Origin of the sequence: Streptomyces sp. NRRL S-455 (assembly GCF_000717875.1) — a bacterium.
Classification (GTDB): Bacteria; Actinomycetota; Actinomycetes; order Streptomycetales; family Streptomycetaceae; genus Streptomyces.
This window is the reverse complement of sequence record NZ_JOCT01000001.1, coordinates 428,559-442,656: the sequence shown is the minus strand read 5'-3', so window position 1 is coordinate 442,656 and position 14,098 is coordinate 428,559. Positions and strand designations below refer to the sequence as shown.

At 72.1% G+C, this 14,098-nt stretch carries 15 protein-coding genes; 4 read left to right on the top strand and 11 right to left on the bottom strand.

Annotation, left to right across the window (positions count from 1 at the left end):
- Nucleotides 1-41 precede the first annotated feature (41 nt).
- Genes IE97_RS0101980 through IE97_RS0101970 form a run of 3 tightly spaced genes read right to left on the bottom strand, consistent with a single transcriptional unit; the run spans nt 42 to nt 4,366 of the window.
- On the bottom strand, nt 42-932 hold the full coding sequence (locus IE97_RS0101980; RefSeq protein ID WP_030147421.1) for an LLM class F420-dependent oxidoreductase: 891 nt from the start codon (nt 930-932) through the stop codon (nt 42-44).
- A 46-nt stretch (nt 933-978) separates the two neighbouring features.
- Nucleotides 979-3,546 (bottom strand): ABC transporter permease, encoded by a 2,568-nt coding sequence (locus tag IE97_RS0101975; protein WP_030147420.1) that lies wholly within the window; start codon nt 3,544-3,546, stop codon nt 979-981.
- Between the two features lie 4 nt (nt 3,547-3,550).
- The gene (locus IE97_RS0101970) at nt 3,551-4,366 is read right to left on the bottom strand and encodes an ABC transporter ATP-binding protein (RefSeq protein ID WP_030147419.1); all 816 of its coding nucleotides are present in this window, start codon (nt 4,364-4,366) and stop codon (nt 3,551-3,553) included.
- Between the two features lie 136 nt (nt 4,367-4,502).
- On the opposite strand from IE97_RS0101970, the gene IE97_RS0101965 reads away from it, so the two are divergent.
- Both IE97_RS0101965 and IE97_RS0101960 read left to right on the top strand, forming a co-directional pair.
- Nucleotides 4,503-4,742, top strand: coding sequence for a hypothetical protein (locus tag IE97_RS0101965; RefSeq protein ID WP_020270799.1), 240 nt, complete (start codon nt 4,503-4,505; stop codon nt 4,740-4,742).
- 4 nt (nt 4,743-4,746) lie between these two features.
- Nucleotides 4,747-5,121: a hypothetical protein gene (locus IE97_RS0101960; RefSeq protein ID WP_030147418.1), complete on the top strand. Its 375-nt coding sequence runs from the start codon at nt 4,747-4,749 to the stop codon at nt 5,119-5,121.
- Here IE97_RS0101960 and IE97_RS0101955 read toward each other — a convergent pair whose 3' ends face one another.
- The 6 genes from IE97_RS0101955 to bioB all read right to left on the bottom strand — a co-directional run bounded on the left by IE97_RS0101955 (nt 5,122) and on the right by bioB (nt 10,981).
- Entirely contained in the window at nt 5,122-5,799 is a 678-nt protein-coding gene (locus tag IE97_RS0101955) for a class I SAM-dependent methyltransferase (protein ID WP_030147417.1), read from the bottom strand. It abuts the gene before it with no gap.
- 68 nt (nt 5,800-5,867) lie between these two features.
- Nucleotides 5,868-6,815 (bottom strand): endonuclease/exonuclease/phosphatase family protein, encoded by a 948-nt coding sequence (locus IE97_RS0101950; protein ID WP_030147416.1) that lies wholly within the window; start codon nt 6,813-6,815, stop codon nt 5,868-5,870.
- A 6-nt stretch (nt 6,816-6,821) separates the two neighbouring features.
- Nucleotides 6,822-7,721, bottom strand: coding sequence for a class A beta-lactamase (gene bla / locus IE97_RS0101945; protein ID WP_030147415.1), 900 nt, complete (start codon nt 7,719-7,721; stop codon nt 6,822-6,824).
- 84 nt (nt 7,722-7,805) lie between these two features.
- Nucleotides 7,806-8,531, bottom strand: a complete 726-nt coding sequence (bioD, locus tag IE97_RS0101940; RefSeq protein WP_030147414.1) for a dethiobiotin synthase — start codon at nt 8,529-8,531, stop codon at nt 7,806-7,808.
- Between the two features lies 1 nt (nt 8,532).
- On the bottom strand, nt 8,533-9,813 hold the full coding sequence (locus IE97_RS0101935) for an adenosylmethionine--8-amino-7-oxononanoate transaminase (RefSeq protein ID WP_030147413.1): 1,281 nt from the start codon (nt 9,811-9,813) through the stop codon (nt 8,533-8,535).
- A complete protein-coding gene (bioB, locus tag IE97_RS0101930; protein ID WP_030147412.1) occupies nt 9,806-10,981 on the bottom strand; it encodes a biotin synthase BioB in 1,176 nt (391 codons plus the stop codon). Before bioB ends, IE97_RS0101935 begins: the two co-directional genes overlap by 8 nt.
- 150 nt (nt 10,982-11,131) lie before the next feature.
- On the opposite strand from bioB, the gene IE97_RS0101925 reads away from it, so the two are divergent.
- On the top strand, nt 11,132-12,259 hold the full coding sequence (locus IE97_RS0101925) for an 8-amino-7-oxononanoate synthase (RefSeq protein WP_030147411.1): 1,128 nt from the start codon (nt 11,132-11,134) through the stop codon (nt 12,257-12,259).
- A 63-nt stretch (nt 12,260-12,322) separates the two neighbouring features.
- Here IE97_RS0101925 and IE97_RS0101920 read toward each other — a convergent pair whose 3' ends face one another.
- Complete coding sequence (locus IE97_RS0101920) at nt 12,323-12,553, bottom strand: DUF397 domain-containing protein (protein ID WP_030147410.1); 231 nt, start codon at nt 12,551-12,553, stop codon at nt 12,323-12,325.
- Between the two features lie 9 nt (nt 12,554-12,562).
- Nucleotides 12,563-13,423 carry a helix-turn-helix domain-containing protein gene (locus tag IE97_RS0101915; RefSeq protein ID WP_030147409.1) on the bottom strand — a complete coding sequence of 287 codons (861 nt, stop codon included), beginning with the start codon at nt 13,421-13,423 and terminating at the stop codon, nt 12,563-12,565.
- A 213-nt stretch (nt 13,424-13,636) separates the two neighbouring features.
- Here IE97_RS0101915 and IE97_RS0101910 point away from each other — a divergent pair, with 213 nt between their 5' ends.
- Nucleotides 13,637-14,095 carry an ATP-binding protein gene (locus IE97_RS0101910; RefSeq protein WP_030147408.1) on the top strand — a complete coding sequence of 153 codons (459 nt, stop codon included), beginning with the start codon at nt 13,637-13,639 and terminating at the stop codon, nt 14,093-14,095.
- Nucleotides 14,096-14,098 lie beyond the last annotated feature (3 nt).

The following is a 14,098-nucleotide window of genomic DNA, read 5'->3' as shown; positions in this document are numbered from 1 at the left end:
CGCTCCGCGAGCCGTGATGCTCCATTTCCAGGATGCGGACGTCAGAGCCCTCGCACCCGCTCCATGACCGGTGCGAACGCCTCCATGTAGGGCTCCAGGACGGTCAGGTACGTAAAGCCGTAGCGCTCCCGTCGGGCCAGGACCTGCTCCGTGAGCTCGTCCGGAGTGCCGACGAGGGAGACGGGGAGCTCCAGTACCTGATCCGCTGTCAGGCCGGGGAAGTGTTCGAGGAACGGCTGGACGGCCGCCTGGCGGTCCTCGGTGCCGATCACCATCTGGATGAGCAGGTTCAGCTCGGGCGGCTCCTCGCGGTGCTCCGCGAACTTCAGATACCGCGCGACGCGTTCCTCCAGCTCGTCCGCGGTGATCGGCGTCAACCGCCCGTCGGTGCTGCCAGGTGCCGTACGCGCCCCGGTGAACGCCGCGATGTCGGCGTGCTCGGCGCTCAGCCGGAGCATCCGGTCGCCGTTCCCGCCGATCAGCAGGGGCACCCGGGGCCGCTGCGCCGCCTGCGGCCGGTACTCCTCGGAGCCCAGCAGCCGTTCCAGCTCTTCGACCGTCCGCCGCAGATGGTCGACCCGCTCGCCCGGCGCGCCGAACGGCAGCCCGGCCGCCTCGTGTTCCCCCCGGGCGTAGCCGGTGCCGAGGCCGAGTTCCAGGCGTCCGCCCGTCAGCGCGTCCGTCGTCGCCACCTCGCGGGCCAGCAGCGCCGGGTTCCAGAAGCCCGCGTTGAGCGTGAACGTACCGAGCCTCGGGCGCCGGGTGGCCTCGGCCGCCGCCACCAGCGAGGGGAACGGCGCCGGCATGCCGAGATGGTCGGGGACGAGGATCACGTCGTAGCCGAGTTCCTCGGCCCGGCGGCACTTGGCGCGCCACTCGTCGGCGGACGCGGATTCGAGCAGGTTGACGCCGAAGCGGAACGGACGCGACATGAACTCTCCTCATGCAGAGCTGACTTGAGTGCCCGTCGCGATTCCATCACTCGTGCGCGATGGCCGCCAGTACGTTCATGCGGGATGCACGCAACGCCGGAAGCAGCGCCGCCACGACTCCCACCACCGCCGAGCCGATCACCACCGCGACGACCGTGCCCCACGGGATCGCGAGGGCCCCCATGTCCTGGAGCGCCAGCACCTGCTGAGTGCACACGCCCCACACCAGCCCCAGCGCGAGCCCCAGAACCGCGCCGAACACGGCGATCACCACCGACTCCAGCCGGATCATCCGCCGCAGCTGACGGCGCGCCAGCCCGATCGCCCGCAGCAGCCCGATCTCCCGGGTGCGTTCGACGACCGACAGCGCGAGGGTGTTGACCACCCCCAGTACCGCGATGATGATCGCCAGCCCCAGCAGCGCGTACACGAGGTAGAGCAGGACGGCGATCTGGTCGTGGACCAGCTCCTTGTAGTCGGCCAGGTCCCGTACCTGCACCTGCGGATACGGGTCCAGGGTCTCCTCCAGGTTCGCGCGCAGGTCGTCGTCGCCCGTGCCCGGGGCGGCGTTGACGTACAGCGCGGAGTCCTGGCCGCCCGGCGCGTACCGCTCGAGGGTGGCGAGCCCGAAGTAGAGCCCGCCCTGAGTGCCGAAGCCCTCGGCGGAGTCCTGGTCGGTGAGGGCGCCGACCGTCAGCTCGGCCTGGCGTCCGCCCTGGAACTCCACCGGGATCGTGCCGCCGACCCGCACGTCGTGGTCGCGGGCGAAGTCCCGGTCCATGGCGAGCCGGCCGTCCGCCAGGGCCGCCGCCGTGTTCCCCCGCGCGTACGTGATGTTGGCGACCTCGTCGAGCCGCGCATCGTAGCCCGCGGCCGTCGTCTCCACGCGGTCACCGTCCGGGAGCCGCACGGCGACCGGCGCGAACCGCCCCCGCACGACCAGGCCCACGCCCTCGGTGTCGCGTACCTCGTCGGTGACCTCCCGTGGGAACGGCAGGAAGTTGCCGTTCTGGATCACGAAGTCGGCGCCCAGCGTCTTGTCGATCTGCTGGTCGAACGACCTTGTCATCGAGGCGCTCGCCACCGACATCCCGACGACCAGGGCGATCCCCACCATCAGGGCCGCCGCGGTGGCCCCCGTACGGCGGGGGTTGCGCAGGGCGTTGCGCTGGCTCATCCGGCCGATCGGCCCGAACACCGCGGGGAACGCCGCCCCGAGCACGCGGATCACGGGCCGCACCAGCAGCGGCCCGGCGATCACGGTCGCGATCAGGGTGAGCACCACCCCGAGCCCCAGCAGGGACGCCGCCGACGACGTCTGCCCGGACACCGCACAGCCCACGAGGGCCGCCGCACCGGCCGCTCCGACGACCGCACCCGCCACCGCCCGCGTCCGCAGCGGCCGGCCGACCCCGGCGACCTCGGCGTCCGCGAGCGCGGCCATCGGCGACACGCCCGCGGCCCGCCGCGCCGGCAGATACGCGGCGACGAAGGTGACACCGAGACCGACGACGTACGCCGCGACCGGTGTCGCCCAGCCGATGGCCATCTCGTCCGCGTCGATGTTCATGCCGACCAGGCCCATCAGCTCGATGAGCCCCGCCGCGAGCCCGATGCCCGTGGCGAGCCCCAGCGTCGAGCCGACCAGACCGAGCAGGACCGCCTCGGTGAGCACCGAGCGGCGGACCTGGCGCTGGTCGGCACCCAGCGCACGCAGCAGGCCGAGCTCCCGGGTGCGCTGCGCGATGAGCATGGAGAAGGTGTTGACGATCAGGAACACGCCCACCAGCACGGCGATCCCGGCGAAGCCGACCATCACGTACTTGATGACGTCCAGGAATCCGCCCAGTCGCTCGACGTCCGACTCGGCCTGCTCGTCGGCGGTCCTGTAGTCATAGATGTGCGCGCCGAGCGCGGCGGCCACGCGCTGCTTGATCTGCTGGTCGCTGACTCCCTCGGCGGCGTCGGCCGCGATGCCGGTCGCCGCCCGCGGGTCGCCCAGCAGCTTCGTCCGAGCGGTGGGGCCGTCGAAGAAGACCCGGGCGGAGCCGGGGTTGGTGGTGGTGAAGGTGACGATGCCGACGACCCGGACCTGGAACGACCCGGGCGGCGCGATCACGGTGAGGGTGTCACCGATGCGCACGTCCGCCCGGCCGGCGGTCTCCGAGTCGAGCAGCGCCTGGTCCGGTCCGCGCGGGGCGTGGCCGGAGGTCAGCTCCACCGGGCTGCGTCCGCTCGGGTTCCAGGCGGTGCCGAGCGTGGGGGCGCCGGTGGTCGGGCCGACCGGCTCGTTGTCCTCGTCGACGACGGTGAGGCCGTCCACGTCCACCTCGGCGCGTGCCGCCGCCACCCCGTCGACCTGCCGCACCCGCTCGGCGAGCGCGGCCGGCAGGGTCGCCGTCCGTCCCGAGGGCACCGCCTCGTCGAGGCCCTCCTTGGGGCTGACGGTGACGTCGGCCGCGGTGGAGGCGAACAGCCGGTCGAAGGTGCGGCTGACGGTGTCCGAGAAGATCAGGCTGCCCGTGACGAACGCGACGGACAGCAGGACGGCGAGCGCCGAGAGGAGCAGCCGCCCCTTGTGTGCCAGGAAGGTCCTCAGGGTCGCCTTGAGCACGGGGTCAGCTCTCCCCGGGCGACGCGGGCGTGTCCTCGGACCGGCTGCGGATCACGTCGAAGCGCTTCATGCGTTCCAGCACGGCCTCCGCCGTCGGCTGCCGCATCTCGTCGACGATGCGGCCGTCCCCGAGGAAGAGCACCAGGTCCGAGTGGGTGGCGGCACCCGGGTCATGGGTGACCATGACAACGGTCTGGCCGAGCCGGTCCACCGCCTCGCGCAGGAAGCCGAGCACCTCCAGACCCGCCCGGGAGTCGAGGTTGCCGGTCGGCTCGTCCGCGAAGATCAGCTCGGGCCGGGAGGCCAGCGCCCGGGCGCAGGCCACCCGCTGCTGCTGTCCGCCGGAGAGCTGCGACGGCCGGTGCCGGAGCCGGTCCCGCAGGCCCAGCGTGTCGATGACCTGGTCCAGCCACTTCTCGTCGGGCCTGTGGCCCGCGATGTCCATGGGCAGGGTGATGTTCTCCAGCGCGTTCAGGGTCGGGATGAGGTTGAACGACTGGAACATGAACCCGATCCGGTCGCGGCGCAGCCGTGTCAGCTCGCGGTCCCTCAGCCCCGTGATCTCGGTGTCGCCGAGCCACACCTGACCGGCCGAGACGGTGTCGAGCCCCGCCAGGCAGTGCATCAGCGTGGACTTCCCGGACCCCGACGGCCCCATCACCGCGGTGAACCGGCCGCGGACGACGTCCACGTCCACCGAGTCCAGCGCCAGCACGGTCGTCTCGCCCGAACCGTACGCCTTGGTCAGCCCGCGGGCCCGGGCCGCGATGCCGTCGGCCGGCGCGAGGCCGGGGGCGTGCTGCGCAGCAGGTGTGGACAAGGCCGCCTCCTCCTGGTGGACGTCAGGACTTCCTCGCCTGGCCCGAGGGTAATGTGACCCGGCCCACACTCGGTATCCTCCGCGAGTCGGAGCCGCCGCCTTGCCGGTGCTAGCGCCTCCGCGCTAGCTTCTGGGTATGGCGAAGACCCAGCTGAACGTGCGAGTCGACGAGGGCACCGCCCGAGCCGCCCGCGAACGCGCCCTGGCCCGCGGCATGAGCGTCAACCGCTACATCGAGGAGCTGGTCAGACAGGACACCGGCGAGGTGGGCCACACCTTCGTGGAGGCCGCCGCCGACTTCATGAAGCAGTACGAGTCCGTCTTCGCCGAGGAATTCGGCGCTGACCGCGAAGGCACCCGCGAAGGTCGTCACTGATCCCTTGAACAACCTCGAAATCGACCTCGCCTGGCTGCTGATGCTCGCCGAGCAGAAGACCCCCGGAGACCCCCAGGTCACCGACTGGGGAGCCCTGGTCGCCGCCGTCGCCCGCCACCAGGCCGAGATATTCGGCGTCCCCGTCTACGACAGCCCGCACGCCCGTGCCGCCGCGCTGCTCCAGCTCCTGATCCACGTCCCCGCGCTGGAACGCTCCAACGCCCTGTTCGCCTCCGCCGTCGCCTACGCGTACCTCGTCGCCGGCGGCGCCAAGGTCGTCACCTCACCCGAGCAGGTCCGCGACCTCGCCCGGCTGGTCAAGAGCGGTGAGGCGTCGGTGCGGGACATCGAGCAGGAGCTGCGCCAGTGGAGCCTGTGACTACCCGCTGATCCCCGGGCGCCACGCGGTGCCCAGCACGCAGTACGAAGCCGGCAGCACCGGCCCCTGCTCCGGCATCAGCACCCGGCGGTAGGGGCCGAGTTCGAAACCGGCGTCCCGCAGCGCCCGCACCGGCTCCCGCGACAGGTGGCAGCCGCCGCTCAGCACCGGCCACAGCGTCCGGTCCAGCGCGCGCTGGCTGAAGGTCATCACCCGGCCGCCGCCCCGGCCGTGCTCGAAGAACCGCACCTCACCACCCGGCCGCAGCACCCGCCGCAGCTCCCCGAGGGCCCGGGGCACGTCCCGCACACTGCACAGCACCAGGGACACCACCGCCGCGTCGAAGCCCTCGCTCTTGACCGGCAGCGCCTCAGCCACACCCGGCACCACGTCCACCGGCACCTCGGCGCGCAGAGCGGCCTCCACGGCCAGCTGCCGCAGTCGCCGCTCCGGTTCGATGGCCACGACCTCCGAGACGGCGCCCGGGTAGTGCCCGAAGTTCAGCCCGTTTCCCGCGCCGATCTCGATCACCCGACCGGACAGCCCGGCGAGCAGTCTCTCGCGGACCCGGTCCATGCCCATCCGGTTCTCGGCGGCCACGCTGACCCGGGCGTAGCAACGCGCGAACAGCGGATGACGCACGGCGTCCCGGGGCACCTTGCCGGAGCGGAGCGGCATGGGGACCTCCCTGGTGAGGTGGGCCTACCGGGAGTGTCCCCCGGACGAGTCCGGTCCATCCATGCCGCCTACCGCAGGAGTACGCGGCCCACCACCGGCAAGTGATCACTCCCGGTCTCGTCAAGCGCCGACACCTCCGACACCTCGACCCCCCTCCCCAGCACCTGGTCGATCCTCGCCACCGGCAGGGACGCGGGCCAGCTGAACGCGAACCCCGCGTCCGGCACGTCCAGTCGGGAGGTGAGCGGCGCGAGCCCCCGGTCCTGCACCGTGCCGTTGAGGTCGCCCACGACCAGCAGCCGGCCGGCCGGGTCGTCCGCGATCCGGGCCCCGAGCAGTGCGGCACTCTCGTCCCGGGCCGCCGAAGCCAGGCCTGTCGGGCCCAGACGGACCGACGGCAGATGCACCACGTACACGGCGATCTGCCCGCCGGGCGCGGACACCGTGGCCCGCAGCCCACGCTGCCAGCTCTCCGGGAAGCCCTCGGGCCGGATGTCCACCGCCCGCACGTCGGTGAGGGCGTGCGCCGACCAGAGCCCGACCGTGCCGTGAACCGCCCGGTACGGATACGAGCCGCCCAGGGCGGCCTGGTACACCGGCCGTGCCGCGGGCAGCAGTTCCTGCAAGGCCACCAGGTCCGCACGGGTGGCACGCAGAGCCCGCGCCGTGCCCTCGGGGTCGGCGTTGTCGTCGGCCACGTTGTGCTGGACGACGGTCAGGTCGTACGACTCCGGGGCCGGGGAGAACCACAGCCCGCCGAACATCCAGAGCCACACCGCCACCGGCGCCAGGCAGGCGAGCAGCCCCGTCTTCGACCGCTTGAGCACGGCGAGACAACCGAGGAGAGGCACACCCACGCCCAGCCACGGCAGGAACGTCTCCAGCAGACTGCCGAGACGCCCGACCCCGTTGGGCACGGCGGAGTGCAGGGACGACAGGCCGGCGACACCCAAGGCGCCCGCGACGAGCCAGGCGTCCGACGGGCGCCCGCCCCGCCGCTCTCCCCGGTCGTCCACGGGTGTCTAGCCGAGTTCCGCGGCCAGCAGCGCGGCCGTCCGGGCGACCAGCGCGTTGTCGGCCGGGGCGTCCTCCTCCGGCTGGGTCGTCAGAACGGACAGCACGATCGGCGTGCCGCCGGGAGGCCAGGTGATGCCGACGTCGTTGTTGCTGCCGTACTGTCCGCCGCCGGTCTTGTCGGCGAGCAGCCAGTCAGCGGGCAGGCCCTTGCGGAACCTTTCGACGCTGGTGGTGTTGCCCAGCAGCCAGTCCGTGAGCCGCCCGCGGTCCCGGGGCTCCAGCGCGGTGCCCAGCACGAGCCGGGCGTAGGTCGTGCCGATGGCGCGCGGGGAGGTCGTGTCGGTCACGCGCCACGGTTCCGCGGAGTTGAGCTCGGGCTCCCACCGGTCGAGCCGGGTGACGGGGTCACCGATCGAGCGGCAGAACCGCGTGACGGCGGTCGGCCCGCCCAGCTCCTCCAGGAGCAGGTTGCCCGCGGTGTTGTCGCTGAAGCGTATGGTCGCGTCGCACAGTTCGCCGATGGTCATGCCGGTCGCGACGTGATGCTTGGTGACCTCGGAGTACCCGGACTTGTCGACGTCGTCCTGGGTGAAGTACACGCGCCGGGCCAGGAACTCGCCGTCGCGGTCGAGGTCGCGCAGGACGGCCGCGGCGGCGAGCGTCTTGAACAACGAGGCCATCGGGAAGCGTTCGTCGGCCCGGTACGCCACCGTACGGCCCGTGCGCATGTCGCGGGCGTAGACGCCCAGCCGGGCGGTGTGCTCCTGTTCGAGCTCCCTCAGCCGCGCGGTGATGCCGCCGGTGCCGGATAAGGCGTGAGCCGGTGCGGCCGCCAGGGCGAGCACCGTGCCCGCGCCCAGCGCGAGTGCCGTACGGCGGGAGGGGCGGGGTCCGTTCGAGTGCAAGGTGGTCCCTTCGGAGAAGTGATCACGTACGTACTTCAACACGCGACCAGCCCCGACCCGGTTGCACCCCGCGACGCGGCAGTCTCAGTACACCGGCGGCGCCTCCCGCGCCTGGAACGCCCCGACGTCCCACGTACCGTCCAGGCGGGGCGCCAGCCAGTCGGGGGCCGACGCCCGGAAACCGGCGGGGGAGAGGGCTCCCGAACCGGCCGGGACCGCACCCAGCAGCGGCGCTCCGGCCACGTCCGGCAGGTCCGCCAGATTGCAGCGCGCGGCGAGATCCGGCGCGGCGGGCCAGCTCCCGATGACGATTCCCGCCAGGTCCAGCCCCCGGGAGCGCAGCTCGCGCGCCGTCAGTTCCGTCGTGTTGAGGGTGCCGAGCCCCGCCTGCGTCACGACCAGCACCGGCGCCGACAGCAGCCCGGCCGCGTCGGCCAGGGTGCCGCCGGCCGCGTCGAACCGCACGAGCAGCCCGCCCGCCCCTTCGACCAGCACCAGATCGTGCTCGGTGGCCAGCTTGGCCGCGGCCTCCGCGACCTCCTGCGGATGCACCGGGGCGAGCCCCGCCCGTCTAGCGGCCGTGGCCGGTGCCAACGGCTCCGGATAACGGGCCAGTTCGGCCGTGGTCAGCGCGCCCGCGAGCCGCGCGACCTCGGCGGCGTCCCCCGGCTCGTCCGGCCGCACGCCCGTCTGCGCGGCCTTCAGCACGGCCACCGAACGGCCCGCCGCCAGCGCCGTCGCCGCGACGGCGGCGGTCACGACCGTCTTGCCGACCTCCGTGCCCGTGCCCGTGATCACCAGTACCGGCATGTCATCCCTCCCGCGCCGCCGCGCACACCGCGCGCGCGATCCGCGCCACGTCCGCGTCGCCCGTCACGTACGGCGGCATGGTGTACACCAGATCCCGGAACGGCCGCAGCCACACGCCCTCGCGTACGGCCGCCCGAGTGGCCGCCTCCATGTCCACGGCGTGGTCCAGCTGCACGACCCCGATCGCGCCGAGCACCCGCACGTCCTTGACGCCCGGGAGTCCGGCGGCCGCCGCGAGCCCGTCCCGCAGCCCCGTCTCGATCCGCTTGACCTCCGCGAGCCAGTCCTGGCCGAGCAGCAGCTCGATGGAGGCGCAGGCCACCGCCGCGGCCAGTGGGTTGCCCATGAAGGTCGGCCCGTGCGCGAGCACCGGTACCTCGCCGCGCGAGATGCCGTCGGCCACCCGCGCGGTGCACAGCGTCGCGGCCATCGTCAGGTAACCACCGGTCAGCGCCTTGCCGACGCACATCACGTCCGGCGTCACGGCCGCGTGCTCCGCCGCGAACAGCGCGCCCGTCCGGCCGAAGCCGGTCGCGATCTCGTCGAAGACCAGCAGTACGTCGTGCGCGTCGCACGCCTCGCGCAGCACCCGCAGATACGCGGGGGAGTGGAACCGCATCCCGCCGGCGCCCTGCACCACCGGCTCGACGATCACCGCGGCCAGCTCGTCGGCGTGCCGCGCGATCAGTGTGCGCAGGTGCTCGGCGTATGTCTCGTCGTACTCGGCCGGTGGCGGGTCCGCGAACACCTGACGCTGCAGCACGCCGGTCCACAGCTCGTGCATCCCGCCCTCGGGATCGCACACCGACATCGGCTGCCAGGTGTCCCCGTGGTAGCCGCCGCGCCAGGTCAGCAGCCGCTGCTTGCCGGGGCGGCCCAGCGAGCGCCAGTACTGCAGGCACATCTTGACCGCGACCTCGACCGACACCGACCCGGAGTCGGCGAGGAACACGTGCTCGAGACCCTCCGGCGACATGTCGACAAGGAGCTTCGCCAGTCGGACGGCGGGCTCGTGGGTGAGCCCGCCGAACATCACATGGCTCATCCGCCCCAGCTGCCCGCGCGCGGCCTCGTTCAGCACCGGGTGGTTGTAGCCGTGGATCGCCGACCACCAGGACGACATGCCGTCGACCAGCTCACCCGGGCCGTCGGCGAGCTTCAGCCGCACCCCGCTCGCCGACTCCACCACGAGCGGCTCCTGCCGGCCGGGCATCGGTCCGTACGGGTGCCACACATGCCGCCGGTCCAGCTCCAGCAGCTCGGGCACCGTCAGCTCAGGCATTGGGCGCGAGGTCCGTCCCGGCGCCCCGACGGCGGACGGCGACCAGGTCGGTACGGGGCTCGGCGGCCTCACGGGGCTCGGAGACCTTCGCCCCGGCGCCGGAACCGCACACACCGCCACCCTCGGAACCGCACGCTCCGCCACCGTCGTGACACCCGCCGGCGGCGCGGTGCTCGGGCAGCGTCACCTGGTCGGTGCCCTCCACCTCGAACCCGGCGTCCGCGATCATCTCCAGGTCGGCCTTGCCCGCCTGGCCCTCACTGGTGAGGTAGTCCCCGAGGAAGATCGAGTTGGCCAGGTGCAGGGCGAGCGGCTGCAGGGTGCGCAGATGGACCTCGCGCCCGCCCGCGATGCGCACCTCGACGTCCGGGCAGACGAACCGCGTCATCGCGAGGATCCTGAGGCACCGCTGCGGGGTCAGGTTCCACTCCTTGGCGAGCGGGGTGCCCTCGAACGGGATCAGGAAGTTGACCGGAACGGAGTCCGGGTCCAGCTCGCGCAGCGAGAAGACGACGTCCACCAGGTCCTCGTCCGTCTCGCCCATACCGGCGATCAGCCCGGAGCAGGCGGACAGGCCCGCCGCGTGCGCCTTGTTCACCGTGTCGACACGGTCGGCGTACGTGTGCGTGGTGGTGATCTCGCCGTACGTCGCCTCGGACGTGTTGAGGTTGTGGTTGTAGGCGTCGGCGCCCGCCTCGCGCAGCCGCTCGGCCTGACCGTCGGAGAGCAGCCCGAGGCAGGCGCACACCTCGACGCCCTCGTTCTTCTCCTTGATGGTCCTGATCGTGTCGGAGACCCGGTCCACGTCCCGGTCGGTCGGGCCGCGCCCGCTGGCCACCAGGCACACCCGCTTGGCGCCCCCGGCCACGCCGGCCGCCGCCGCCTCCGAGGCCTGGTCGGGTTTGAGCCAGGTGTACTTCAGGATCCCGGCCTCGGAGCCCAGCCGCTGGGAACAGTACGAGCAGTCCTCCGGGCACAGGCCCGACTTCAGGTTGACGAGATAGTTGAGTTTCACCCGTCGGCCGAACCAGTGCCGACGCACCTTCCCGGCCGCGGCCACCACATCGAGCAGGTCGTCGTCGGACGTCGCCAGGACGGCGAGTGCCTCTTCGCGGGTCGGCAGCTCGCGCCGAAGCCCCTTGTCCACCAGCGTGTTCAGCAGGTCCATGAGAGCCGATCCTGTCCTACTCAGGCGCCCGCGGCCAAGGAGAGTTCGCACAACAGAGTCGCTTCGAGGTGTGGGTATTGCCACACACTGACCTGCTGGTGGTCCCGCTAGTGTCTGTGCACTGCCTACAAAATTCCCGGAGGACCACCCATGGCGTTCGGCTGGATCGACGAGCAGGCGGAACTGCGCCGCCGCGCCGGGCTCGTACGGACTCTGCGCCCCCGTCCGGCCGCATCGCCGCTCCTCGACCTGGCGAGCAACGACTACCTGGGTCTGGCCCGCCACCCCGAGGTCACCGAAGGGGCGGCCCGTGCCGCGCGGGAGTGGGGTGGCGGCTCGACCGGCTCCCGGCTCGTCACCGGCAGCACCGAACTGCACGCCGAACTGGAACGGGAGCTGGCCGATTTCTGCGGGTTCGAGGCGGCCCTCGTCTTCTCCTCCGGCTACGCGGCCAACCTCGCCGCGGTCACCGCGCTGGCCCCGCACGGCTCCCTGATCGTCTCCGACGCCGGCAACCACGCCTCGCTCATCGACGGCTGTCGGCTGGCGCGTGGCACGACCCAGGTCGTGACGCACGCGGAACCGGAGGCCGTGGGCAAGGCGCTGCGGACGCACGAGGGCGCGGCGATCACCGTGTCCGACACGGTCTTCTCGGTGGACGGCGACGCGGCGCCGCTCACCGCGCTCGCCCAGGCGTGCCGGGAGCACGGCGCCGGACTGGTGGTCGACGACGCCCACGGCCTGGGCGTACTCGGCGCCGGGGGTCGCGGCGCTCCGCACGCGGCGGGACTCGCGGGCGCCGGCGACGTCGTCGCGACGGTCACGCTGTCCAAGTCGCTCGGCAGCCAGGGAGGAGCCGTCCTCGGCCCCGCCCGGGTCGTCGAGCATCTGGTCAACGCGGCCCGGACGTTCATCTTCGACACGGGACTGGCCCCCGCCGCGGCGGGGGCGGCGCTGACGGCCCTGCGGATCCTGCGCCGCGAGCCGGAACGCGCGGCGCGGGCCCGCGCGGTGGCGGGCGAGTTGCACGCACACCTGACCGCCGCGGGGCTGGAAGCGGTACGTCCGGACGCCGCGGTGGTCTCGGTGCGGGCGCCCTCTCCCGAGGACGCCGTGCGCTGGGCGGCCGAGTGCCGCGCGGCGGGCCTGGCCGTGGGCTGTTTCCGTCCTCCCTCCGTGCCCGACGGCATCTCACGGCTCAGGCTGACCGCCCGCGCGGACTTGACCGGTCAGCAGATCGAACGCGCTGTACGGCTGATCGGCGAGACGCGGCCATGAGTCGGCGTGACACGGCTGTGCCTCGCACCAGGACGGACTGATCGAGTACGGCTCACCAGCGGTTCAGATACGGTCGACCGCGGCGGTGAACTCCGCCCAGCTCTCCGGCGAGAAGAGCAGTGCGGGCCCGGCCGGAGCCTTGGAGTCACGCACGGCGAGGAGTCCGGCCCAGGGCCGGGTGTCCGGACGCGCGGTCTCGACGCAGTTGTTAGCGCCGGTGCTGTAGCTGCTGCGCAACCACCGCACACAGCGCAGTTCGATGCTCGATGGGACATGACGAGGCAGTGCACGCATGGTGCCTCCTTACGCGCCGGTGGCTGTCCCGGCGATGAAATCCAACGAGTCCTCGGGCGAAAGGGCGTGGATCTGAAGAGCGTTGAAGGCCTCCGTGTAGACCCGGAGGTCTTCTTTCCGCTCAAGGTGGAGGCTACTCGTCAAGTGGTCGAGAACAACCACATCCAGATCAGAAGTGCGCGCAAATGAGAAAATAACAAAAGGGCCAGTGACGCCGATGTGCGCCCCGGCGACGAACGGCAGCACCTGGAGACGCACTTGGGGCAGGCGCGCCGCCTCGACCAGCCGTTCCAGCTGTCGCGCCATGACCCCGGGGCCGCCCACCTCCCGCCGCAGCACCGCCTCGTCAAGGACGGCGCTCAGCTCCAGCGGCGGATCCGCGCACAGGACGTCCTGCCGGGCCAGCCGCACCTCGACCAGCGTGTCCAGCCGGTCCTCCGACAGGCCCTCCACCGCCGCCTTCGTCACCGCGCGCGCGTACTCGGGGGTCTGGAGCAGCCCGGGAACGACCGTGGTCTCCAGGGTGCGCATCGCACTGGCCTGGGACTCCAGGCTGATGAAGTCCCGGTAGGTCGGCGGCAGTACCCCGCGATAGGCGTGCCACCAGTGGTGCCGGCCGCCACCGTCGTCCGACCCCGCCAGCACCAGCAGCAGCTCGCGGAGTTGGGAGTCCGCCACGCCGTAGGCGTCGAGCAGTAACCGCACATCGGCCGGTTTCGCCCCGCTCGTGCCGGTCTCGATCCGGCTGACCTTCGACTGGTGCCAGCCCACCAGCCGGGCCGCCTCACCACTGGTGAGCCCCACTGAGGTGCGCAGTGTGCGCAGTTCCGCGCCCAGCTTCCGGCGGCGCACCGCGGGACCGTGCTGCATGGGATTCTCCCTACTCCTCCCGAGCCACCCACATACGGTCTCGCGTCGCAGAGTTCACCGCTTTGAGCGACAGATATATGCATATCTTGGTGGATCGAAGCCCTTCACGGACGTTGTGGTGGCAGTCTGACGATGAAGCACCAGTCCGGGACCGTACTCGAACCATCCGCTCCGTGTCGGTCTGCGGTCCCGTGGGAAAGGGACGACGTCGCCATGGCAGACCATCTGGAAGCATCCGTCACTCTGCCGAGCGATCCCGCCTCGGTCTCCGCGGCACGCGCCTACGTGGTGGGGACGCTCGCGGAGTGGGGCCTGCCGGCGGACACGGATGCGTCAGACACCATCCGGCTCATCATCTCGGAACTCGCCACCAACGCCGTCCAGCACACCTTCGGCCAGTCACCCACCTTCAGGGTGGACATCGCACTCGACCGCGACGAACACCTGCACCTCGGTGTCACGGACAGCCACCCCCGGTTTCCCAGACGCCTCCCTGCCGCCGTGCAGCAGGACAACGGACGCGGGCTGGTCATCATCCGCTGGCTGACCGCGCAGTACGGCGGCAAGCTCAGGATCCGCCCCACCCGGGAGGGCGGCAAGACCATCCTCGTCGAACTCCCGTGGACCGTTCCGGCCCAGCCCGTGACGGCGGCGGGACTCCAGGAGCCGTAAGCC

Bases quoted from the DNA above. Each gene is read 5' to 3' on its own strand.
- IE97_RS0101980 (WP_030147421.1), bottom strand. From the start codon at position 932: ATGTCGCGTCCGTTCCGCTTCGGCGTCAACCTGCTCGAATCCGCGTCC.
- IE97_RS0101965 (WP_020270799.1), top strand. From the start codon at position 4,503: ATGGCGAAGACCCAGCTGAACGTGCGAGTCGACGAGGGCACCGCCCGA.
- IE97_RS0101955 (WP_030147417.1), bottom strand. From the start codon at position 5,799: ATGCCGCTCCGCTCCGGCAAGGTGCCCCGGGACGCCGTGCGTCATCCG.
- bioD (WP_030147414.1), bottom strand. From the start codon at position 8,531: ATGCCGGTACTGGTGATCACGGGCACGGGCACGGAGGTCGGCAAGACG.
- IE97_RS0101935 (WP_030147413.1), bottom strand. From the start codon at position 9,813: ATGCCTGAGCTGACGGTGCCCGAGCTGCTGGAGCTGGACCGGCGGCAT.
- bioB (WP_030147412.1), bottom strand. From the start codon at position 10,981: ATGGACCTGCTGAACACGCTGGTGGACAAGGGGCTTCGGCGCGAGCTG.
- IE97_RS0101925 (WP_030147411.1), top strand. From the start codon at position 11,132: ATGGCGTTCGGCTGGATCGACGAGCAGGCGGAACTGCGCCGCCGCGCC.
- IE97_RS0101920 (WP_030147410.1), bottom strand. From the start codon at position 12,553: ATGCGTGCACTGCCTCGTCATGTCCCATCGAGCATCGAACTGCGCTGT.
- IE97_RS0101915 (WP_030147409.1), bottom strand. From the start codon at position 13,423: ATGCAGCACGGTCCCGCGGTGCGCCGCCGGAAGCTGGGCGCGGAACTG.
- IE97_RS0101910 (WP_030147408.1), top strand. From the start codon at position 13,637: ATGGCAGACCATCTGGAAGCATCCGTCACTCTGCCGAGCGATCCCGCC.